This window comes from Acinetobacter sp. UBA1297 (genome assembly GCF_002307755.1).
GTDB lineage: Bacteria > Pseudomonadota > Gammaproteobacteria > Pseudomonadales > Moraxellaceae > Acinetobacter > Acinetobacter radioresistens.
Map to the genome: position 1 here is coordinate 212,300 of NZ_DBUF01000026.1, position 23,025 is coordinate 235,324.

The window sequence follows — 23,025 nt, forward strand, 5'->3', positions numbered from 1 at the left end:
TCCTGTAGATAAATTAAGAGATTAGTGAGCAGCCAAAGCATGCAGATAAGCTTTGATATCTTCTAACTGTGTAGCCCTGAGATCAGTTTCTTCATCCCAGTAAATTCCAACACAGTTTGCCTGCATATCAATAGCATAAATCCCTTTTAATGCAATGGGAGAATCATCCAAGCTTTGATCTCCCTCGATGACTTTAAGTTTCTGGTCAACAACACGCGCCCGCATTAAAGGCAGACGGGCATCTGGAATCAGGATGCTGTAATAAGCCACCATACTGGCACGGTTTTCTGTAGCCATCGGAATTTTAGTCCAGGCAGGGGCTGCAACCAGTCGCGGATGCAGGCCAATCTTACGGGCTTTTTCTCGCATCAGGCCGAGTGCTTTTTCTCGCGGGCTAACTCTTAACCCGACAATAGATCCAAACACAAAAACAATAATGACGATTGCGACCCAAATTCCAACGTTTTCCATAGTTCAACCTTTTTATTCCTTTATTAGAGTTGCACAAGGCCAATATAAAACGCAAGTTTACTGAATAAATTAATGCTGGAGCTGTTCGGGACTATAAATGAAGAAAACATATGATTTCTGTATAAATTTGTGTTTTTCAATATAAAAAGCATTTAGTACCAGATTTCCAGCTGTTCAAATTAGCTTCTGTTTTAGGCGGCCTAACAGTTTAAAATGCCTTCTCTTCATCTAAATCTATTGTTTCAATACTGATTTAAACTTAGTTCTAGCCCAAAAGTTTTAACATTCAAGGTATTAATGCAGTAGAATTTCCGGACTATAATGCATTCTATATCCATCCCAATAAATATAGCCTTTTTCAAGCATTTCCTTCAGTAGCAGCTGGATATTTTCCTCTGGAAAAATGCTTTTTAACAAATCACGCAAGGCATAGATATTGTCAGGTTTTTTATGTCCCGCCTGATCCAGCTGACGTATAATCTGCCATTGCAGCGGATCAATACGGGCAAATTCTGAATACACGTCTTCCGTATGGCGCTGCTGTTTTAAAGCAGCTTCGAGTGATGCAGATGAATTTGTTGAAATTTCAGTAGTGTGGATATCAAAAGTTTCAACAGAAGGCTGTGAAGGTAAAGGCATCGTGTGCACTTCTGCCCGCATATACTCTTCAAGCTTTAAGTTCAGCCAGTGTGCCAGTATTCTTTTGCGATATGACACGTGTCCATCCTGTAACCTGACAATTTTCAGATTGATCAATAGTCCCACCAGCTGCTGTGCTGTTTCAGAGAATATATTCAAACTACTGATAATTGAATGTTTTAAGCCCTGTATAGTTGCTGGTTTACCCGGCATTTTCCCTAACAGATCACAATATTTTTTAACGAGCTGCAGCTGAGGCTTTTTTTGAAAGGCTTCTCTGCTCGGCAACCTGTAAATTACGGTTCTTGACTTCTGTTTTACAGAAGCTTCCATTTTTATCAGGCTGCAACTGACTGCCGAAGCGCCCAGCAGCTGCACCAGTAACTCACTTTCTGGCATTGCTGAAATAACATCAACATGCACATCAGCTTCCAGAAGAGCCAGACACTGCCCCACGACTAACGCATATTCAAACTCTTTAAAATCTGCTTCTGCAGTTTCCAGTACCACAATCCGGCCTGACTGAATCCAGTCAGCCAGCTCTGTCAGGTCAACCAGTGCATATTCAAACTGTTTCTGGCAGTTGAACAGATACAGAGTTGAATAGTGCTGAAGCAGTTCACGCAGCAGACTGGCAGCCGGCTTATTTTTTTCAAGATCAAAGAGTATGACTTTATTCATGGTATTTCAGCAGTTGTAACACAGCGCGCTGCATTACAGCTGTATTTCAGTTCAAGGTCAAATGAATTTCAGATTAATAGTGTGGAGGAATATTGGTAGAAGGATCAAACGGGGCAATCCCTTCTGAAAGATCAGCAGCTTCAACACGCTGATAAAGTAGCTGCATTTGCTGCTTCAGATGGGTAATCTCGACACTCTGTCGGGTGACCTGTTCATTGAGCTGTTCAACTAAATCATCCAGAAATGCAATTCTTACTTGCAAATCTTCAATGGGTGCGGAAAATGTCGCCTGATTATTATGGTATGTTTGTTTAGTCATTTAATACTCCTCACGGATTTTTTCAGGAAACACTATGGCCTATATTACTTTAAGGGATGTCCAGCTTGCATTTGGTGGACCCGCCCTACTCGATGGCGCGAACTTTACATTAGAACGTGGCGAACGGGTATGTTTGATTGGCCGTAACGGTGAAGGTAAGTCTACTTTACTTAAGCTGATCGAGGGAAGCCTGCTACCTGACCGTGGTGAAGTTTCAATACAAAATGGCGTAACAATTTCAATGCTGGCTCAAGATGTACCGATGGATTCGGGCAAGGTTGCTGACATTGTAGCCGACGGAGCAGGCGAAGCTGCCCAGGTACTCAAGGATTATCATGAAGCCAGTGATGCCTGCGTACTTGGTGATATGGAAGCCTGTGACCGTATGGGCCTGCTACAGCATAAAATGGATCAGCTTGATGGCTGGGCATTAGAAAACAAGGTCAATAATATTCTTAGCAAGATGGGATTAGATCCGGATGCTGATCTGGCTGATCTGTCAGGTGGACGTAAGCGCCGGGTTCTTTTGGCCCGTGCACTGCTTACCCAGCCGGATGTACTGCTGCTTGACGAACCGACCAACCATCTGGATGTCGAGAGTATTGAATGGCTAGAAAAATTTCTTATGGATCAGAATAATCTGACCTTACTGTTTATTTCACATGACCGTTCTTTTGTTGACCGGCTGGCTACCCGTATTGTCGAACTTGACCGTGGTACCCTACGCAGCTTTGAAGGAAATTATTCACGTTATCTGGACCTGAAAGCCCAACAGCTTGAAGCAGAAGAAAAACAAAATGCCCTGTTCGAGAAAAAACTGGCTGAAGAAGAAGCCTGGATTCGTCAGGGTATTAAAGCCAGACGTACCCGTAACGAAGGCCGTGTCCGCGCATTAAAGACTTTACGTGAAGAATCCAAGGCACGCCGCTTCCAACAGGGCAAAGTCAATATGGGGGTACAGGAAGCTCAACGGTCTGGCAAACTGGTATTTGATATTGAGCATCTCAGTGTTTCTTATGATGACCAGGTGTTAATCAAGGATTTCTCGGCGATTGTACTGCGTGGCGACCGTATTGGTCTGGTCGGCGACAACGGTGTGGGCAAAACCACCCTGATCAAAGCAATACTCGGTGATATTCCACATCAAGGTACAGTCAAGGTCGGTACCCAGCTAGAAGTGGCTTACTTCGATCAGCTACGTAACCAGCTTGATCTGGAGAAATCAGTTTCAGAGAATGTATCCGAAGGCTCAGATTTCGTCGATGTAAATGGCCAGCGCCGTCATATTTACAGTTACTTACAGGACTTCCTGTTTTCACCAGAGCGTGCGCGCACACCAGTTAAAGCACTATCAGGAGGAGAGCGGAACCGCGTATTGCTGGCTAAATTACTGCTTAAACCGTCTAACCTGATTGTCATGGACGAGCCAACCAATGACCTCGATATGGTTACATTGGAGCTGCTTGAGGAAATGCTGGCTGAATATAAAGGTACGCTGCTTCTGATCAGCCATGACCGTGCCTTTATGGATAATGTCGTAACATCGACTTGGGTCTTTGATGGCAAAGGCCACATTGAAGAATATGTGGGTGGCTATCAGGATTATCTGATGCAGCGGCCAGACCAGAAAGTAGTAGACCAGAAAGCGGATGTAAAAAAAGCTCAAGCAAAAGCAGAGACCGTAACCATGCCTAAAAAGGCAAAGCTGAGCTACAAGGATCAGCGGGAACTGGAACAGCTCCCTGTCGAAATTGAGCAGCTTGAAGCGGAACAGGCTCAATTAAATGAAAAACTGGCAGATGGTTCCTGGTTTGTAACAGATGCAGATGCAGCAACACAGGCTTCACAGCGTTTGTCAGAAATTGAAGAGCTCTTGCTTGAAAAACTGGACCGCTGGACTGAGCTTGAAGCAATGTCGCAAAACGGCTAAACAAATAGCCTGAACTTGTTACCAGATACAGGTTCAGGCTTCAATTCTCAATTTGAGTCCCAGCTGTTCCAGGAGCCGCTGCTTTAATAATTCTTCATACAGTTCAAAATTCTCCAGATCAAAACATACCAGTGCAACTTCCTGTACTGTTTCCGAGTTTTTTAATAGTGGAATCAGAGTATCAATAGCTATGGCAGCTGCTTCCACCTTAGGAAAGTGATATACACCTGTTGAGATGTTAGGATAGGCAATGCCAGTCAGATAATGCTGTTCAGCCAATGCAAAACTGTTTTGGTAAGCCTGCGAGAGTAGTGTACGCTCATTTGCCTTTCCCTCTTCCCATATTGGCCCGACAGTATGAATCACATACTGGGCTGGCAAGCGGCCACCGGTGGTCATTACAGCTTCACCGACTGTGCAGCTTCCTTGGCGTGCCCTGATCTGTCTGCACTCTTCAATTATATCAGCCCCACCAGCCTGATGAATGGCACCATCTACACCATGACCTCCCAGCAGGGTACTATTGGCTGCATTTACTATGGCATCAATTCTAATTCCGGTAATATCTCCATGAATCAGACGAAACTGTTTCATGTACTGTCTCCTTCTTTATTTGAATTTTTGTTCTTTCATATTTAGCGGTAAAACACGTATGTAACCAGATAAGAAGTGCTACCAATTAAGTGTTTCAGGTAACGGACAGCGGTTTTTCTTTTCAAAAACAGTTCATGCTAAACTGTCGGCACTTTTGAGGCACAGTATTGTCAGGATTTATGAGCAAGAAGCAGCACTATACGCCAGGTGAATTTCAGTGGTCTTTTTTGTTACCACAGTATTGGGGCATTTGGCTTGCGATTGTCTTTCTGATGTTACTGGCAATACTACCTTGGGCAGTCCAGCACCGTATGGCAAAATTTCTGGGCAATGTAGCATTTGAACGGCTGAAATCACGTCGAAAAACTACTGTCCGTAATCTTGAAGTATGCTTTCCAGAGTGGACAGAGGAACAAGTTCAGCAGCAGGCTCGTGAGGTATTTATTGACATGATGCTGGGGGTTTTTGAAACCTTGAATGCCTGGTATAGCCCTACCTGGTTTAATGGCCGGGTGAGTATTGAAGGACTTGAATACTTAAACCAGGCACAAGCCCGACAGCAAGGTGTGTTACTGCTTGGTACCCATAGCACCTTGCTAGATGCTGGCGGTTATATCTGCTCTCAATATTTCAGTCCAGATGTGGTGTACCGCCCTCAAAATAATCCGCTTTTAGATATGCTGATTTACCGCTGCCGGGCAACCATCTATACCCATCAGATTGATCATGATGACATGCGCGGCCTCATTCGGCACCTGAAAAATGGCCGTGCGATCTGGTATAGTCCGGATCAGGATTTTGGATTAAAACAAGGCGTAATGGCGCCTTTTTTCGGAGTGCCTGCCGCTACAGTGACTGCCCATCGGCGCTTATTGAAAATTTCCAGGGCAGTTGCCATCCCCTTATATTTTTATCGTTATGGTGATATTAAGGATCCCAAGTATCGTATCTTGCTTGAGCCCGCACTTGAGCAATTTCCAGGTGAAGACGAAGTAGCTGATGCAACCCGGGTAAATTCTATCATTGCGCAACAGCTACGGATTGCGCCTACACAGTACATGTGGTTTCATCGCCGTTTTAAAAACCGTCCAGAAGGCTATGACAAAATTTATTGAGCTATTGAAAATAGTAATTCAACAGTGCAATGAGCCCCCTATTTAACAAGAGAATAAATATGAAAGTGATGCAACTGCTTCCAGAGCTCAATAGTGGCGGTGTAGAGCGCGGGACACTTGAAATTGCACGGGCACTGGTCAGCCAAGGTCATCAATCTCTGGTCGTGTCCAATGGTGGCCGTCTGGTAGCCCAGTTAGAAGCCGAGGGTTCTACTCACTTAACCTTGCCTGTTCACAAGAAATCATTGTCCAGTTTATGGCAGATTCGTCCACTTCGAAGATTAATCATGCAGTATCAACCTGATATTGTTCATGTACGCTCGCGCGTACCGGCTTGGCTGACACATTTTGCCCTACGCGGCATACCCGCTTCACAACGTCCACATCTGATCAGTACTGTACACGGATTTTATTCAGTTAACCGTTATAGTGCGATCATGACTCAGGCAGAGAAAGTCATCGCAGTTTCCGACAGCGTGGTGCAGTACATTACTGAACATTATAAAAACTGCCCGCCTCAAGATATTGTACGGATTTACCGGGGTATCGATCCCAAAGCTTTTCCACATGGCTATCAGCCATCAGCGCAGTGGATTCATCAGGTTTTTGTAGATTATCCTCAACTTGAGCATAAATTTCTGCTCTGTCTGCCCGGACGGATTACCCGCTTGAAAGGTCATGAAGTACTCATTGAAGTGATGGCTGCGCTTAAACCCTTTTATCCACAATTACACGCTGTCGTTGTAGGCGGCGCCGACCCGAAAAAACAGGCCTATTTAGAAGAGCTGGCTAACACTATTCAAAACAAGGGACTGGGCGATGATATTACGTTTGTCGGCCACCGTTCCGATATCCGCGAATGGCTGGCTTTCTCAGATGTAGTGTTGTCACTTTCAACTCAGGCAGAAACTTTTGGTCGTACTGCTTTAGAAGCTTTATCAGTTGGAACACCAGTTATTGGCTGGAATCGCGGGGGTGTGGCTGAAATTCTGGCAAAACTTTATCCGCAGGGACTAATTCCCTCCGAAGATATGAATACTTTACTTGGCACCATTAGACAGCATATTGAACAGCCACAGCAGGTTGCACCTGTCACCCTGTTTAGCCTGAGTGATATGTATCAGCAGACACTGGATTTATATCAGCAGGTGATCAATTCTAAAGAGCAGCAATATTGAAATACTGTAAATTAAAAGATTAATAGGATTTAATCTATCCAGTAGATTTTTAATACGGTTGCTTAACTTTCAAATGGCTTAAACTCGATTTCAAGCTATACTCTAAAACATAAACCCGAGTTCTGCTTCCTGCAAAACTCGGGTACATGAGGTTGTGCTTTCAACTTACTTTATTCTTATAGAGTGGTTTTCCCTACCAACATCTTATCCTTGATGTATACCATCAGCATTTAACTATCCTTAAGGGATTTTCCATTCCCAGTTCCTTGTGCTGATAGACTTAGAGTAAGCTATACTTTGTGTTGCTGCTAGCCGTTTGGTGCCTAAATCGATGTAAGCAATTTCGTACACTTTTCTATGGCTTGAAAGTAGGTGTAGGTACTTGTTCTTTATAAGGCTCTACAATTTCATCTGTTAAAGTTTTTTCTTCCTGTTCAGCTTTGGCAACTCCCTGTTCGATGGCTTCTTGCGCTTCCTGCTCATCGGCTGCACTCTGCTCCAGTTCTTGCTGTGACTGCTCAAAAACGCGGCCACTTTGTAAAACAATATAAACTGGAAAGTGGTCAGAGCCGACATGACTTAGCCGCTGCATATCAACCAAAGCAAAATCAGTACTATGAAAAACATGGTCTAACGACCAGCGAAATAAAGGATAATTGGCATGAAAGGTATTTACAAAATGTCGGCCTACCCGCGGGTCCAGTAAACCGCTAATACGCTGAAACAGGCGTGTTGTACGTGACCAGGCCACATCATTTAGGTCGCCCATTACAATACAGCTCTTGTCCATGTCTTTAATCTGATCACCCACAATCAGCAGTTCAGCATCACGCAAGGTTGAATCTTTGGCCTCAGTTGGACTTGGCGGTTTGGGATGTAGACAGAATAGCTGTACCGGTTGTCCTGAACGTAAACGTACAGTGGTATGGATGGAAGGAATTTCATCACTTAAAATAAATTTGACTTCAGTATCTTCAAGCTTTAAACGGCTGTATAGATGCATGCCATATAAATTATCAAGTGGTACAGCTACCCGGAAGGGATAATCTTTTTCGATTCCCGACAGTTCATTTTGCCAGGTCTGATCAGTTTCCAAGGTAAGTACTATGTCTGGCTGATATTTTTGAATCTGCTCAATCAATAGGTGATATTGAGTATTAGGGGTCAGAACGTTCGAAACGATCAGTGAAATCTGCCGTTCGGGATCCAGCTGTTCTGGTTTGACCTTTTTGACCTGTTTTTTCCAGACAAATGTATAAGGCAAAACCATTTTTAGCTGATAGGCAATCGCTGCAATCAGGCCAACAATCCAGATTTCACGCCATATAGTCCAGTCCGCCTCCCAAACCAGCATTAAAACAAGTATGACCATACCTGCTGATAATAACTGTAGCCGTGGAAAATCTGCACCACGAATCCACCATTCGTCACGGGGGATCAAGGACCAGAAGCTGAGCCAGATCACCATACCGGCCATAATTTCTATCCAGATCATATTCACACCAATAATTTATAATTTTTTGAATAAATCAAACAAGTTAGCGTTCTACTATCTGCTCTATGTAGCACAGTTATAAAATTATTCACAATATTATTTATGTAGTGCTTGAAGTTGTAAACACTTTTGTTACACTCAAACCCCCTTTAATTTTTTAACGCACCGAGGCAAAGAGACAATGAAAGTAGGTCTGGTCGGTTGGCGCGGGATGGTTGGTTCTGTCCTTATGCAACGTATGGTTGAAGAGAATGATTTTGCTCATTTTGAGCCATTCTATTTTTCTACCAGTAATGCAGGTGGTGAAGCACCTGTATTTGGTGGTAAAACTGCCCCAGCACTTATGGATGCTTCAGACATTAGCAGTCTGAAGCAGATGGATGTCATTATTACCTGTCAGGGTGGCGACTATACCTCTGAAGTCTTTCCAAAACTGAAAGCGGAAGGCTGGAAGGGTTACTGGATTGATGCGGCCTCGACCCTGCGCATGAGTGATGATGCCATTATTGTCCTAGACCCGGTCAATCTCAACGTGATTAAGGATGCGCTGGTTAAAGGCACCAAAATATTTGTAGGTGGCAACTGTACCGTTTCCCTAATGCTGATGGGCCTAGGTTCACTGTTCCAGCATAATCTGGTGGAGTGGATGAGTGCCATGACCTATCAGGCAGCTTCAGGTGCAGGTGCACAGAATATGCGTGAACTGATCACCGGCATGGGATATTTATATAATAATAGTAAAGATCTGCTCGATGATCCCAAGTCAGCTATTTTAGATATTGACCGCAAGATTGCAGACTTGCAACGTGGTGAAGGTTTCCCTTCAGCCAACTTCGGTGTGCCACTGGCCGGTTCACTAATTCCATACATCGACAAGCAGCTTGAAAATGGTCAGTCGAAAGAAGAATGGAAAGGTCAGGCCGAAACCAATAAAATTCTGGGAAATTCACAGATAGTACCTATTGACGGGCACTGTGTACGTATTGGCGCAATGCGTTGTCACTCTCAGGCTCTCACCATCAAGCTCAGAAAAGATGTACCTCTTGATGAAATTGAAGATATGATCCGTTCTTCAAACGAGTGGGCCAAGGTGGTGCCAAATACCCGTGAAGCCTCAATGACTGATCTGACTCCAGTGGCAGTTACAGGTACTTTATCTGTGCCAGTAGGTCGACTGCGTAAACTGAATATGGGTAAAGAATATTTAGGTGCTTTTACTGTAGGTGACCAGTTACTTTGGGGAGCTGCCGAACCTTTGCGGCGTATGCTTCGCATTTTAATTGACTATAAAAATGTTTAATTAATTTTAAGTATTTTAATAAATAGAACCGGTCGACCATGGCCGGTTTTTTGTAATTGTAGTTTGAATAATTTCCACTGCCTTTATGGCAAGATCATGTATACTTTTTGTGTTTGCATTGTTTTCAGCTCCAGATCAAGATGACTGTTTATAAGAAATTAAAAATTGCTGTCCTAGCCATCATGACATCGCAAACAGCTTCTGCGATCATCATTGAACCAATTCAAGTGCAGTCCGCACCTGGAGAGCTTCTGTATGCAGAAATGGCTTTCAGCCAAGCCGATAAAGATGAAAACATGCAGGTCAGCCTTGCCAGCCCAGAAGATCTGGCGAGCTTGGGAATTCAGCATCAGCCACCGGGCCATCTTAATTTTTTTAACCGCCGTAACGGTCAGGGCACTGGTGTCATCGTGATTACCTCTTCTCGCCCTCTCACCAGTTCCGAACTGAATATTGTGGTTAAGGTTAAAGAAGGAAATGCTACCCGGCTACAGCACATAAAAACCACACTTAAACCTAGCCAGACAGTGCCATTGCAAGCCTCGGTTAATGAAAAACCGCTTGTGCCTGTCATGGTTACTGAAAAAGATATTACCCTGAATTTGCCAGAGAGTACGGCGTATCAGGTCACCCAGCAGAAAAGCCGTAGCCCGCTCCCTAGTAAGCAGGACCGGCCATTGTTAATCAATAACAGCCGTCCGCCTGCATTAAGTGGTTCGGCTATTTCTATCGTTCAGCAGCCAAGTTCGATTGCATCTTCTGTCGTACAGCCAAAAGATACACTTCATAGACAAGAGCAGGCACTGAGAAATAAAACGCAGCTTTCCGCTACACCTAATACAAGGCCTAGCACAACAGCTTCTGCCAGACCGAACCCCACTACGCAGTCTGCATTAACAGCAAAAACAGGACCTAGCGCCAAGAAAACTGCTGAACCCCAACAACGGAAATTAGCTATAAAACCAGCAATCACTTCTACTACCAGTAGCAGGGCTCCGGTAGAACAGCCCCATACTTATGTAGTTCGAAATAATGAGTCACTCTGGACCATTGCATCACAGGTTGCAGCCCAAACCCAACAGCCTGTTACAAACGTAATGCAGCAAATCAAGGAAGCGAATCAGCATGCATTTATTCAGGGAGACGTGAACCGGTTACGTCGTGGTGCAGTTTTAAATTTAAATGCTCAACCTGTGATGACACAGAATAAATCTCGTCCCAAAGCTGTTTCTCCCTCTTATTCACCTAAGACAAAATACCGTCTAAATGAAGCAGAAATGAGCTTGGTCGCTGAAAGTACAAAAAATACAGCTCAAGGAAATGCTAAAAGAAATAACGACCAGTCCATGAGCAGTGCGGATTTAGTATTAAAAGTTATGACAGCTCGTGAAAAAACCGTTAAATTACAGAAGAACGTAACGCAGCTAGATCTGGCATTACAGAAAAAGGATCACAAGATCCAATTATTAAATGCCCGGCTGGCGCAGCTCGAACAGCAACTCAAAGCACAGCAGACAAAAAAATAGGTCAAGACGCAGTTAAAAAGATTTCAATCAGAAATTAGCTGCCATGATGGTTCAGTATTAAGGGGTTTAAATTATGTTGTTGTATGTGATTCCATTTGTCCTGCTCTTGGTCATCGCAATTTTTCTTAAAAAACGTGAAGCCGCCCAGCAGGATGACAGTTCTGCAACAAAAGGAAGTTCACGGAAAAAAGCGTCTAAAAAAGTTGCAAAAACCAAAGCAGTTAAAACTACTCACAAGCGTAAAGCGGCTCGCATTGTAGAAGATCCGATAGCAACTCAACAAAAAACGTCCACCCCTATTCCTGCTGATGTTCATCGTAAAATTGAGAATCTGATTGAACAGCGTAATTACTTTTCTGCTGAAGCACAGATTAATCAGGCACTGAACCGTGATAACACTCAGCATGAATTATATTTATTATTACTTAAAATTCATCTAGACCAAAAAGATGAATTTGCCATAAATCAGCTGATTCAGCATCTTCACTCTTTGGGATTAGAGGAAATTGCCAGACAGGCAGAACAGAAGTATCAAGCTTATAATCAGCAACAGCAACCTGATGCGATCGAGTTCGCTGTAACAACAGATGTTCCTGAACCTGCTCCTGTCACTCTATCACAGCCACATGCACACAATAGTGCTGATTTTGATGCTCTGGTACAGCAAGCTCCGGTAAATATTCCCGTTTTAACGCCTTCATTTGATGAGTTACAGGCAGAACCAGCCCCATCTGTACAACCCAAAGAAGCTGTAGTTGAACTTGCGCCCTTAGAGTTTAATTTCGGTGAAATCAAGACTAAACCAACAGAAACCGAACAGCCGCCACAAGCCACTGTCCTTGATCAAGATAGAACTGTTGATTTTTCTTTCCCACTTGAGAGTCAAGAAGAGCGATCTACAGATAAGACAGCTCTTGCTCAGGAGCAAAGTCAAAACCAGTCCGTACCACTTGCGCTGGACTTCAATTTTGGTGAGCTTCATCTGAGTCTTCAAGAGGAAGAGAAACCTGAAAGTGTCAAACCGGTAACTCTTGATTTTGAAACGGTTCCGTCAGCAACCCATGCTCCAGCATCCGGTTTAGATTTCAAACTTGAACCCGTTGAAATTTCGACTGAACCAGCCCTGTCTGAGCCACAAGTTTCATCTGTTCATGCTTCTGAGACATCAGCTGTAGTTTCAACAACTGATATTCACCAGAATGATCCCCTGGTTCAGGCATTTCCCGAATTGGCACAGATCAATGCCATTAATTTGGATCTGGAATTGGCGCAGCGCTATGTCGAGTTGGGCGCCTATGAGTCTGCACGTCATCTGCTTAGCCAGAATCAGGACCAGTTCAATCCTGAACAGCAAGAACAGTCAAAAAAAATACTCAATCAAATAGCTTCTTGAGTGTGTTCAATTTAGTATAGGGCAGTCATATGACTGCCTTTTTTTATGATGAAAAAGATTGCTTTACTTTATATGGGAGGAACTTTCGGCTGTGTAGGTGAGCCATTGACGCCCATGCCGGAAACAGAATTTCTCCCTAAACTGCAAAATACTCTTCCTGCCAAGTATCAGGTCGACTGTCTTGCTGCACCCGTAATTAAAGATAGTAGTGCCTGCAGTGCTGCTGACTGGCTTTTGCTTGTACAGTATATACAACAGCTTAAAGTACGCTACACTTACTTTGTGGTGATCCATGGTACAGATACGTTAAGTTATGCTGCAGCATTGCTGGCACGTTTTTTAGGCCAGTCTTGCCATGTAATATTAACAGGTAGCCAGTATCCGTTGCTTGATATTCAGGGCAATGTTCCCCGGGTATTTACAGATGCTGCCGATAATCTATATTTTGCCTTGGAACAGGTTTCCCGCAAACCGGCCGGAGTCTATCTGGCATTTCACCAGCAGATTTTTCATGCCCAGTCTGTCATGAAAATGCATACTACCGAGCTAGATGCTTTTAAAGGAATAGAGGCTGACCAGGATTTCCCTGTTTATAAGGAAGAGATTTCTGTCCAGGATGACATAATTGAACAGGCGAGAAGTTTTAACCTGATCAGCTGGCAACTTCAGCCTCAACCTGTAGAACATCTCATCAAGAATTTGAGCTTATTACAAGATGAACCCCCACACTTTTTAATTCTACAAGGTTTTGGCACAGGAAATCTGGCAGTTAACCAGGCTGTTATCGAATGCTTGCAAGAATTTCAGCATAAGGGCTGCTTACCTGTTCTGGCTACTCAGGTTCCTTTTGGCAGCATGGATCAACGCTATGCAGTCAGTAGCTGGGTTAAACAAGCCAATATTTTAGTCAATAACACATATAGCAATGCAGATCTTTATGCAAAAGCCCTGCAAATCTATTTAAAATATCCATCTTGCGAGCAACGGTATCAGGGCTGGTCTACGCAGCCTTAAAAGAGGAACAGTATGCAACGTTATGCAGTCGGTATAGAGTTTTGCGGCATTCGCTATCGGGGCTGGCAAACTCAGCAGGCCGGTGTCCCGAGTGTGCAAGAAACTCTGGAGCGGGTTTTAAGTAAAATTGCCGATGAAAAAATTATTCTGCATGGTGCCGGGCGTACTGATGCTGGTGTACATGCCACTAATATGGTTGCACACTTTGATACCCATGCCATTCGCACGGAACGCGGCTGGATGATGGGTTCAAACAGCCAGTTACCAAAAGATATTGCACTACAGTGGTTACAACCCATGGGTGAAGATTTTCATGCCCGATTCAAGGCCTGTGCCCGCCGCTATCGTTATGTCATTTACAATGCCCCATATCGGCCTGCCTTACTGCATAAACAGGTGACTCATGTTTATCAGCAGCTTGATATTGAAAAGATGAAGAAAGCTGCAAAAAAGTTTCGTGGTGTACATAACTTTGAAAGCTTTCGTGCTGCTGCCTGCCAGTCTAACCAGCCGATACGTGATGTAACTCACTGCGAGCTGTTCGAGCACGGACGTTATCTGGTCCTGGATATACAGGCCAATGGTTTTCTGCATCATATGGTCAGAAATATTGTAGGTTGTTTGCTAGAAGTCGGACAAGGCATGTATGACATTGGCCATATTGATAGTATTTTTGCAGCAGAAGACCGCCGTGCTGCAGGAATGACCGCCCCTGCAGATGGACTGTATTTTATTCAGGCTTATTATCCCGAGCAGTTTGCATTACCGCAATTACCACTTGGCCCACATTGGCTTAACTTGCCAGAATAGAAAATGCCGGTCTCAGACCGGCATTTTTTTAACGCTGTTTACGTTTTCGGTACTCTACCGGCGTTTCATTGGTCCAGCGCTTAAAAGCCCGATAAAAGGTACTCGGTTCAGAAAAGCCTGTCAGATATACAATGCGTTCTACACTTTCACTGGTATTGGCAAGAAGCTTTTTTGCCAGTCGGCAACGGTAATCAGAGAGTATTTGCTGAAAACTGGTATTAGCTTCACTCAGTTGGGTGCGTAGGCGTCGAGGCGTGATATTCAACTGGGCAGCTACAGTTTCCAAGGTTGTTTCACCACTTTCTAGTGTAGAGCCGATCGCACGCCGCACTTCTCCGACCAGGTCATAACGCGCCAGTTCCTGCAATTTTTCCAGTGCCAGCTGTTCATGTAGCTGTAATAATTCCGGCTCGGCCTGCCATAAGGGATAATCTAGAATAGAGGGGTCAAAATACAGGCGGGTTTCTTTCTGGCCCAGACTGACTGGACAACCGTAAACCCTCAGGTATTCATCTGGCGATGCGCCTTCACTAAAATTAAAATCAATGAAGATCGGGGTGAAATTCCCCTCGGTAATAAATTTGAAGAAGCGTAGCACGCCTGACATCGCACACTCAGAAAAATGGCGGTTAACCAGATTATCAGGAGAAGCTACTGATCCGTTTGTTAAATAGCAGCTGTCTTCTTCTATGATAAGTTTAGCATGGAAAGCATCACTGATCAGACGCTGATAAGCCAAAGCCCGTTTCAGGCCTTCGCCAAAATTATCACTACTAATAAAGAGATGTTCAATTACCTGGCCCCGATATAACGGCAGATGTTCACCTAGATGTAACCCGATATCAGCGTCTTTACTGACTTCTTCAGCTGCTGTCCAGAAAGCATGTTGTGCACTTAAAGGTGTACGTGCATTGATTTCAACCTGATTCAGTGCAACGCCTGCTTTTGTTAATATTTCTTCGGTTGGTAATCCCGCACGACGAATCGCTTGATAGCCAAATCGCAACACAACCGATGCATCAGTTAGCTGACCCACGCAATACCCTTCCTTGTATGTTATTCATTTATACTTAAAACATTAATTTTAGATTAACTGTGATTGGCCGAACTGACAACTCTATTCAGGTATTTTTTGTTGAAAATATTTATGAAATGACTTCGCTTAATTTACTAGCAGCTGGAACCTCGACAGGCCTGATGTGTCTTGTGTTTGACACAAAAATTGGCTATAATTTGCGCCTTTCCAATTTGATCATCAGGTAGGCTATGGCCAATAAAGAGGAACTCATTGAGTTCGAAGGCGTTGTCACCGAAACGCTTCCTAATACTATGTTCCGTGTCCGTTTAGAGAATGGTCATGAAGTGATTGCACATATTTCTGGCAAAATGCGCAAGCACTATATTCGTATTTTGACTGGCGACAGCGTTAAAGTTGAAATGACGCCTTATGACTTAACTAAAGGCCGTATTACTTATCGTGCCCGCTAAGTCTGAGTAAATATAAAAAGCCACCTCTATTTCGTGGCTTTTTTTATACCTGTTTTTATATTTTATAAATTACCTATCCGAATTTCTTTATAGATTCCTGTATTTGATCCCGCCTTTTATCGTGTTTTACTGTTCTATAACGCTTTATTGTTTTTAAAAATCTTAAGCTTGATACTGTTTTCTGATTTATAGGTTAGATCATGAACAGTTTAAAACTTGTTTTCCTAGGTCTGGGCTTTACCGGTTTATTGACTGCCTGCACCACAACCTATCAGGCACAGCCAAATCTCGATACTTATCTGGAACAGTTTATTGGGCAATCTGCTGAACAGATTAAAGCCAAGATTAATCTGCCAGCTTTAGGCTATGAGCTTAAAGGTTCACCAGTGCAGACTACAAACCAGCTCAGCTATACGATTTTGCGACCCCTTGCTGTACCTATTCCGTCTGGCCTGCAATCTGTAGGCACAGGTGGAGCTGTCATTGCCCCCCCTACCAGTTTAGGTGCCAACTCTTATGAAATTGATATGTATTGTCAGATCAGTTTTATTCTTCAAAATAATATTGCCAAAGATGTGCAATATCGTGGCCGTTCCTGTTAGCTCATCCTATAACTAAAATAAAAAACGCAGCATAAGCTGCGTTCTTTATTTCTTTTTTAAATTAGCCGAGTGCCTGCACTACTGCCTGGCCCATTTCAGCAGTTCCGATTTTCTGCATGCCTTGTGACATGATGTCTGCAGTACGCAAGCCCTGGTCTAATACCTGGCCTACTGCATCTTCAATCGCTTGAGCTGCAGTTTCTTCACGGAAAGTATAGCGCAGCATCATGGCAACCGACAAAATAGTGGCTAGCGGATTGGCAATATTCTGGCCGGCAATATCAGGTGCTGAACCATGACAAGGTTCATACATACCTTTACCATGTTCATCCAGTGAGGCAGATGGCAACATTCCAATCGAACCGGTCAGCATTGCAGCTTCATCAGAGAGAATATCCCCAAACAGGTTACCGGTTACGATGACATCAAACTGTTTTGGCGCACGTACCAGCTGCATGGCTGCATTGTCGACATACATATGTGATAATTGGACCTCTGGATACTGCTCGGCCTGAAATGCACTTATTGTCTGCTTCCAGAGTTCAGTGACTTCAAGTACATTGGCTTTATCAACCGAGCAGACTTTTCCACCACGCAGTCCAGCAATCTCAAAAGCGACTTTAGCTATTCGCTTGATCTCAGATTCGCTGTATACATCGGTGTTATAACCCTGCTTTTCACCATTTTCCAGTTCCCGGATTCCGCGTGGCTGGCCAAAATAGATTCCACCCGTTAACTCACGTACGATCAGGATATCCAGTCCAGCTACAATCTCAGGTTTTAAACTTGAAGCATCTGCCAGCTGGGGATATAAAATTGCCGGACGCAGATTAGCAAACAGATTCAACTCGCTACGGATTTTAAGAAGACCACGCTCAGGACGGATTGAACGTTCAATCGTATCCCATTTAGGCCCACCTACAGCACCAAGCAGAATCGCATCTGCCTTTTTTGCCTGCTGACTGGTAACTTCAGGGTAGGGTTCACCATGTGCATCAATTGCGGCCCCGCCCAACAGTCCCTGTTCCCAGCTCAAGTCCAAACTAAACTTTTCATTCACACGGTGAAGGACCTGTTCTGCTGCTGCAATAATTTCAGGTCCGATGCCGTCGCCAGCTAAAATGAGGATGTGTTTGGACATATGCATTTCCATAATTTTAAAACCAGCGTATATCTACAGCTGATGAGCGATTAAAGTTTCTTTTCCACAAACTCGCCCAAACCCGTCAATACATTATAAGGACGGCAGAACCGGCGAATCGTGCGTTTTTCCTGTTGCAGATCGACACAGAGCGGATCAGGTGCTGAAACATTTAGCAAGCTTCCGGTTCTGCTTGAACGATCACGAAACATATGAAAGGTATAGCGCTGATTAGCCTTGAACTGATGAATGACATGCAGTTTTTCAGCCCGATCCTGCGATATAGGATAAAAACGGATTACCACTTCATACTGTTTGGCTGGAACTGACAGGTACAACGGATTCGGCTGGCTGAGGGAACTGCCCTGCAAACGTACAATTCCTTCACGGATTGCTTCCGAATTTACCCGATGTGTTAAGGGATCAACGATTTGAATATCACTAATCCGCTCAAATTCACAGTTTTCTGTTCCTGAACAGTAAATCAGCGCATTCGTCTGAGATTCTGGTTTTTCCGCATATTTAATACGGACAGTGTCTACCGCGTTCTGAGTAATTTGACATGCACTAAGTAACACGCCACATAAACTGATAATAACACTATGGCCGAATATCCTGTTCATCGTCCGAGCCCAACCTCATATATAGAGAAACTATAAATATTTTTATAGTCAAACATGTTAGCAAGACTTGGGCTCCTGCGCTACGCCTAAATGTCGAGCTTAACCTTGAATATTATTGAAAACCCATGGACGTGACTTTTGGATTTTCGCTTCATATTCACGGATTAAATCTGCATCCTGTAAAGTCAGACCGATATCATCAAAACCGTTTAACAGGCAATGCTTGCGAAACGGATCAACCTCAAAACTGAAGCTTTGACCATCAGGTGTACGCACCTGCTGAGCGGCCAGGTCTACTGTGAGCTGATAGCCTTCATGGGTATTTACTTCCTGAAATAACTGATCGACCACTGACTCAGGTAAAATAACCGGCAGCATGCCATTTTTAAAACAGTTATTAAAGAAAATATCAGCAAAGCTTGGCGCAATAACGGTACGGAAGCCGTATTCATTTAGTGCCCAAGGTGCATGCTCACGGCTGGAGCCACAACCAAAGTTCTGACGCGCCAACAAAATCTTGGCATCCTGATAACGTGGCTGGTTCAAGACAAAATCCGGATTGATCGGACGCACTGAATTATCCTGACCCGGATAGCCTTCATCCAGATAACGTAATTCATCAAACAGGTTATCGCCAAAACCGGTCCGTTTGATGGACTTTAAAAACTGCTTTGGAATGATCAGATCAGTATCGACATTCGCACGGTCTAATGGCGCAACGATTCCCTGTTCAACAGTATATGCTTTCATGGTGTGCTCCTTAGAAAGAACGAACATCAACAAAATGACCGGCAATTGCCGCAGCAGCTGCCATTGCTGGACTTACCAGATGAGTACGTCCACCATTGCCCTGACGGCCTTCAAAGTTACGGTTAGAAGTAGAAGCACAGTATTCGCCTGGCTGCAACTTGTCTGCATTCATAGCCAAGCACATGGAACAGCCCGGTTCACGCCATTCGAAACCTGCTTCAATAAAGATTCTATCAAGACCTTCGGCCTCAGCCTGCTGTTTTACCAAACCAGAACCCGGCACCACCATCGCCTGTTTGATGCTTGATGCAACCTGGCGACCTTTAACAACTTCTGCCGCTGCACGGATATCTTCAATACGGGAGTTAGTACATGAACCAATAAAGACACGGTCCAGCTGGATTTCAGCCAAAGGCTGTCCGCCATTTAAGCCCATATACTGGTAAGCACGGGTCCAGTCATTGCGTTGTACATCATCTTTAGCCTGTTCTAACATAGGTACAGCCTGCGATACAGGAATAACCATTTCAGGTGAAGTACCCCATGAGACCTGTGGTTCAATCTCTTCACCCTGTAATACAACTACCGTATCAAATACTGCATCACTATCCGAATGCAGGGTATTCCAGTAAGCCACAGCCTGATCCCATTCTGTACCTTGCGGGGCATAATTACGGCCTTTGACGTATTCAATGGTTTTTTCATCGACTGCGACCATGCCTACACGTGCACCAGCCTCAATTGCCATATTGCAGACAGTCATACGGCCTTCAATCGACATGTCACGGAAAACCTGACCACCAAATTCAATGGCATAGCCTGTGCCACCTGCGGTACCAATCTTGCCAATAATTGCCAGGACTACATCTTTTGGCGTGACACCCTGACCAAGCTGGCCATCGACACGAATCAGCATATTTTTCATTTTCTTCTGGACCAGACACTGGGTTGCCAGCACATGTTCAACTTCTGATGTACCAATCCCATGAGCCAGACAGCCAAATGCTCCATGAGTTGCAGTATGTGAGTCGCCACAGACTACTGTCATACCTGGTAAGGTTAGACCCTGCTCCGGCCCAACTACATGCACAATTCCCTGACGGATATCATTAATACCAAATTCTACAATATTAAATGTCTTGCAGTTGTCATCTAGGGTTTGCACCTGAATTCGTGAGGTTTCATCTGCGATACCGGCAATGCCCTGTGCCCGCTCTGCCTTGGAGGTAGGTACATTATGGTCAGGTGTTGCAACATTGGCACTTAAGCGCCAAGGTTGACGGCCTGCTAGCTGTAATCCCTCAAAAGCCTGCGGAGATGTCACTTCATGCAATAAATGACGGTCGATATAGAGTAGACATGAACCATCATCCCGCTGGGAAACCAAGTGATCATCCCATAATTTGTCATATAATGTTTTTGCTGCTGATTGATTGCCTGCCATGTCGACGTGCTCCAAGGACTGGGTATTTCCTAAATTATTTTAAATTATAATCGCTATTTTACATAAATCTAATTTATCATTTTTATTAATTATTAAACTTTTTGGAATTAAAAGAATTTTATTCATTAGAAATAATTTAAAACCGGATTTGCTTTATTATTTCTTAAATTTTATAAATAATACTGAATATATAAAAAATCCTTATAGGATAGAGTATCCACATGAATCTTGCCGCCTTCGAAGCCTTTGTCAAGGTAATGGAAACTGGTTCCATTTCCCAAGCTGCCGAGCAACTATTTATCACCCAGCCTGCGGTGACCAAACGTATCCACAGTCTGGAGGATTACTTCGGAGTTAAACTTTTTGAATCTGCGGGACGAGGTGTACAGGCGACTCATGCGGCCCACTCTCTCTTGCCTAAAGTCAAAAACTGGTTAAATGAGCTAGGTGATATCCACCATACTTTGAGTCATGAACAAAGTCAGGTGCAGGGACGCCTAAAAATTGGCACCAGTCATCACATCGGACTGCATCACTTACCCCATCATTTGAAGAAATATGTACAACAATTTCCAGATGTGACACTGGATGTACATTTTGTTGACTCTGAACAGGCACACGAACAGGTGCTCGCGGGCGATCTGGAACTGGCATTTTTAACCTTGCCGCCACAGGGAGATAGTCGTCTGAATTACAGTACCATCTGGAATGATCCTTTGGTTTTTGTAGCCGCACCTTTTCACCCACTCGCCCAGCGCAGTAACTTAAAGCTGGAAGACCTGATCGCCTATCCGAGCCTGCTACCTTCAATTCAGACCTATACCAGCCAGATTACGCTTGCGGAATTTGAAAAGAAGGGGTTAAAACCTAAAATTACAATGAGCAATAATCCATTAGAATCAATCCGCATGCTGGTTTCAATCGGTCTAGGTTGGTCCGTCCTGCCACAAAACCTGATTAATCAGGATTTACAACGCTTGGATATTCCGCTGGAAATGAGCCGTAAACTGGGTCTGGTATGGCACCCGGGGCGCAGCCAGTCCAGAGCCATGCTGGAACTGATCGACATGATGAATACAGAAATAAAAATATAGCACCTCGAGGTGCTATATTTTAAACCGGATATATAGCTTAGATTGACCAGTCCTGAATTTCCCATCCCTGCACCTCGGCTAGGACCTGTAAGCGCTCATCCGGATTGACTGCAATAGCATGGCTTGCATATTCGAGCAAAAACCGGTCATTAATTGAGTCCGAATAAGCCCACGATTCGGTTACTGTACGGCCATTTAACCATTGTTCCAGACGAGCCAGCTTACCCTTCTGGTAACATGCTATTCCAGTTACCTTGCCAGTATACCGATGATCAATTAGTTCTGCATTGGTGGCAATAATCTCGGTAATACCGAATTCACGGAAAATAGGCGCAGTAATGAAGTCTGAAGTTGCGGTAATCCCGACAATTTCATGACCCAATGCCTGATGTTTTTTGACAGTTTCAAACCCTTGAGGCCGCATTTGTGCACGAATAACTTTTTGCATAAATCGTTCATGCAATTCGGTCAGGTAAGGTAAATCATGTTTTGTCAAAAACTCAAAAACAAATTCATTGTAAGCAATCGGGTCCAGCTGACCAGCTTTATAGTCTTCATAGAAGCTGTCATTGATCTGACGGTGACGTACCGGATCGACCAGTCCCTCATTGACCAGAAATTCTCCCCAAGAATGGTCAGAATCGGTGTTAAGGAGCGTATGGTCCAGATCAAATAAAGCCAATTTCATAAAAATTCTCGTTAAAACTGAAATTTAAAGCAAAAAAATGTAAATCTATCTCCGCTAGTCGATAGAAATTCGTTAAGATCATAGCAATTTTTAACATTTTACTTTGATCTTTTTTCGAGCTGGATGCAGTTATTTATCATCCCCGATTTCAAAGTTAAGCTAATAGATAAATTTAGGTAGCCAAATGATCGACTCAGAAGGTTTCCGACCGAATGTCGGGATCATTTTGGCAAACGATGATGGACAGGTGTTATGGGCAAAACGCATTGGACACAATGCATGGCAATTTCCACAAGGAGGGATCCAGTTTGGAGAAACCCCTGAGCAGGCACTTTATCGTGAACTGAGAGAAGAAGTCGGCTTATTGCCTGAACACGTTGAAATTATTGCGCAGACTAAAGGCTGGCTGCGTTATCGTTTGCCACACCGGTACATCCGCTCCGATTCAGAGCCTGTATGTATCGGACAAAAGCAGAAGTGGTTTTTATTAAAACTAGTGGCCTCTTCCGAGCATATCCAGCTGGACCTGTCCAATCCGCCAGAATTCGACCAGTGGCAATGGGTCAGTTACTGGTATCCGCTTGGACAGGTGGTAAACTTTAAACGGGATGTTTACCGTAGGGCCATGATGGAATTGTGTATGCAGTTACCACAGCAGCCATCCTGAAAATTCAGCATTTTCGCGAATGATTTTTGTTAGGGCTGCTGTTATAAAGAGTAAACAGATTTA

23 protein-coding genes are annotated in these 23,025 nt (G+C 43.9%); 12 read left to right on the forward strand and 11 right to left on the reverse strand.

Going from position 1 to position 23,025, the window contains the following annotated elements; genetic code table 11:
- Window positions 1–21 precede the first annotated feature (21 nt).
- From B3R63_RS11440 to B3R63_RS11450, 3 genes are all read right to left on the reverse strand, one after another.
- The gene (locus B3R63_RS11440; protein ID WP_005016678.1) at window positions 22–471 is read right to left on the reverse strand and encodes an ammonium transporter; all 450 of its coding nucleotides are present in this window, start codon (window positions 469–471) and stop codon (window positions 22–24) included.
- Between the two features lie 294 nt (window positions 472–765).
- Window positions 766–1,791, reverse strand: a complete 1,026-nt coding sequence (locus B3R63_RS11445; protein WP_286731203.1) for a hypothetical protein — start codon at window positions 1,789–1,791, stop codon at window positions 766–768.
- Between the two features lie 73 nt (window positions 1,792–1,864).
- A complete protein-coding gene (locus tag B3R63_RS11450) occupies window positions 1,865–2,110 on the reverse strand; it encodes a SlyX family protein (protein WP_005016680.1) in 246 nt (81 codons plus the stop codon).
- Between the two features lie 34 nt (window positions 2,111–2,144).
- Here B3R63_RS11450 and B3R63_RS11455 point away from each other — a divergent pair, with 34 nt between their 5' ends.
- Window positions 2,145–4,040, forward strand: coding sequence for an ATP-binding cassette domain-containing protein (locus B3R63_RS11455; protein WP_286731206.1), 1,896 nt, complete (start codon window positions 2,145–2,147; stop codon window positions 4,038–4,040).
- A 33-nt stretch (window positions 4,041–4,073) separates the two neighbouring features.
- Here B3R63_RS11455 and B3R63_RS11460 read toward each other — a convergent pair whose 3' ends face one another.
- Window positions 4,074–4,634: an O-acetyl-ADP-ribose deacetylase gene (locus tag B3R63_RS11460; RefSeq protein WP_286731208.1), complete on the reverse strand. Its 561-nt coding sequence runs from the start codon at window positions 4,632–4,634 to the stop codon at window positions 4,074–4,076.
- A gap of 179 nt (window positions 4,635–4,813) precedes the next feature.
- Between B3R63_RS11460 and B3R63_RS11465 the strand changes: the two genes are divergently transcribed.
- Both B3R63_RS11465 and B3R63_RS11470 read left to right on the forward strand, forming a co-directional pair.
- Entirely contained in the window at window positions 4,814–5,749 is a 936-nt protein-coding gene (locus tag B3R63_RS11465; protein WP_286731210.1) for a lauroyl acyltransferase, read from the forward strand.
- 59 nt (window positions 5,750–5,808) lie between these two features.
- Window positions 5,809–6,927, forward strand: coding sequence for a glycosyltransferase family 4 protein (locus B3R63_RS11470; protein ID WP_286731213.1), 1,119 nt, complete (start codon window positions 5,809–5,811; stop codon window positions 6,925–6,927).
- Between the two features lie 355 nt (window positions 6,928–7,282).
- Here B3R63_RS11470 and B3R63_RS11475 read toward each other — a convergent pair whose 3' ends face one another.
- Window positions 7,283–8,422: an endonuclease/exonuclease/phosphatase family protein gene (locus tag B3R63_RS11475; protein ID WP_034428679.1), complete on the reverse strand. Its 1,140-nt coding sequence runs from the start codon at window positions 8,420–8,422 to the stop codon at window positions 7,283–7,285.
- 181 nt (window positions 8,423–8,603) lie between these two features.
- Here B3R63_RS11475 and asd point away from each other — a divergent pair, with 181 nt between their 5' ends.
- The 5 genes from asd to truA all read left to right on the forward strand — a co-directional run bounded on the left by asd (window position 8,604) and on the right by truA (window position 14,465).
- On the forward strand, window positions 8,604–9,722 hold the full coding sequence (gene asd / locus B3R63_RS11480) for an aspartate-semialdehyde dehydrogenase (protein ID WP_017400707.1): 1,119 nt from the start codon (window positions 8,604–8,606) through the stop codon (window positions 9,720–9,722).
- A 140-nt stretch (window positions 9,723–9,862) separates the two neighbouring features.
- Complete coding sequence (locus B3R63_RS11485) at window positions 9,863–11,248, forward strand: type IV pilus assembly protein FimV (RefSeq protein ID WP_119878316.1); 1,386 nt, start codon at window positions 9,863–9,865, stop codon at window positions 11,246–11,248.
- A gap of 73 nt (window positions 11,249–11,321) precedes the next feature.
- Window positions 11,322–12,641 (forward strand): hypothetical protein, encoded by a 1,320-nt coding sequence (locus tag B3R63_RS11490; protein ID WP_286731218.1) that lies wholly within the window; start codon window positions 11,322–11,324, stop codon window positions 12,639–12,641.
- A 48-nt stretch (window positions 12,642–12,689) separates the two neighbouring features.
- A complete protein-coding gene (locus tag B3R63_RS11495; RefSeq protein WP_228198476.1) occupies window positions 12,690–13,655 on the forward strand; it encodes an asparaginase in 966 nt (321 codons plus the stop codon).
- A 12-nt stretch (window positions 13,656–13,667) separates the two neighbouring features.
- On the forward strand, window positions 13,668–14,465 hold the full coding sequence (truA, locus tag B3R63_RS11500; protein ID WP_005016725.1) for a tRNA pseudouridine(38-40) synthase TruA: 798 nt from the start codon (window positions 13,668–13,670) through the stop codon (window positions 14,463–14,465).
- Window positions 14,466–14,493: 28 nt separating this feature from the next.
- Here truA and B3R63_RS11505 read toward each other — a convergent pair whose 3' ends face one another.
- Complete coding sequence (locus B3R63_RS11505; protein WP_005016726.1) at window positions 14,494–15,501, reverse strand: AraC family transcriptional regulator; 1,008 nt, start codon at window positions 15,499–15,501, stop codon at window positions 14,494–14,496.
- Window positions 15,502–15,731: 230 nt separating this feature from the next.
- Between B3R63_RS11505 and infA the strand changes: the two genes are divergently transcribed.
- Together infA and B3R63_RS11515 are read left to right on the forward strand one after the other, a co-directional pair.
- A complete protein-coding gene (gene infA / locus B3R63_RS11510) occupies window positions 15,732–15,953 on the forward strand; it encodes a translation initiation factor IF-1 (RefSeq protein ID WP_001284370.1) in 222 nt (73 codons plus the stop codon).
- A 200-nt stretch (window positions 15,954–16,153) separates the two neighbouring features.
- Window positions 16,154–16,555, forward strand: coding sequence for a hypothetical protein (locus B3R63_RS11515; protein WP_005023252.1), 402 nt, complete (start codon window positions 16,154–16,156; stop codon window positions 16,553–16,555).
- A 61-nt stretch (window positions 16,556–16,616) separates the two neighbouring features.
- On the opposite strand, the gene leuB is transcribed toward B3R63_RS11515, so the two are convergent.
- From leuB to leuC, 4 genes are all read right to left on the reverse strand, one after another.
- Complete coding sequence (leuB, locus tag B3R63_RS11520) at window positions 16,617–17,696, reverse strand: 3-isopropylmalate dehydrogenase (RefSeq protein ID WP_111280322.1); 1,080 nt, start codon at window positions 17,694–17,696, stop codon at window positions 16,617–16,619.
- A gap of 50 nt (window positions 17,697–17,746) precedes the next feature.
- The gene (locus B3R63_RS11525; protein ID WP_286731223.1) at window positions 17,747–18,319 is read right to left on the reverse strand and encodes a hypothetical protein; all 573 of its coding nucleotides are present in this window, start codon (window positions 18,317–18,319) and stop codon (window positions 17,747–17,749) included.
- A 99-nt stretch (window positions 18,320–18,418) separates the two neighbouring features.
- Window positions 18,419–19,069, reverse strand: a complete 651-nt coding sequence (leuD, locus tag B3R63_RS11530) for a 3-isopropylmalate dehydratase small subunit (protein ID WP_101160038.1) — start codon at window positions 19,067–19,069, stop codon at window positions 18,419–18,421.
- Window positions 19,070–19,079: 10 nt separating this feature from the next.
- On the reverse strand, window positions 19,080–20,513 hold the full coding sequence (gene leuC / locus B3R63_RS11535) for a 3-isopropylmalate dehydratase large subunit (protein ID WP_119878314.1): 1,434 nt from the start codon (window positions 20,511–20,513) through the stop codon (window positions 19,080–19,082).
- 221 nt (window positions 20,514–20,734) lie between these two features.
- Between leuC and B3R63_RS11540 the strand changes: the two genes are divergently transcribed.
- A complete protein-coding gene (locus B3R63_RS11540; protein WP_017400704.1) occupies window positions 20,735–21,607 on the forward strand; it encodes a LysR family transcriptional regulator in 873 nt (290 codons plus the stop codon).
- A gap of 37 nt (window positions 21,608–21,644) precedes the next feature.
- On the opposite strand, the gene B3R63_RS11545 is transcribed toward B3R63_RS11540, so the two are convergent.
- Window positions 21,645–22,295 (reverse strand): HAD family hydrolase, encoded by a 651-nt coding sequence (locus B3R63_RS11545; protein ID WP_005016758.1) that lies wholly within the window; start codon window positions 22,293–22,295, stop codon window positions 21,645–21,647.
- Between the two features lie 184 nt (window positions 22,296–22,479).
- On the opposite strand from B3R63_RS11545, the gene B3R63_RS11550 reads away from it, so the two are divergent.
- Window positions 22,480–22,962 carry an RNA pyrophosphohydrolase gene (locus tag B3R63_RS11550; protein ID WP_005016769.1) on the forward strand — a complete coding sequence of 161 codons (483 nt, stop codon included), beginning with the start codon at window positions 22,480–22,482 and terminating at the stop codon, window positions 22,960–22,962.
- Window positions 22,963–23,025 lie beyond the last annotated feature (63 nt).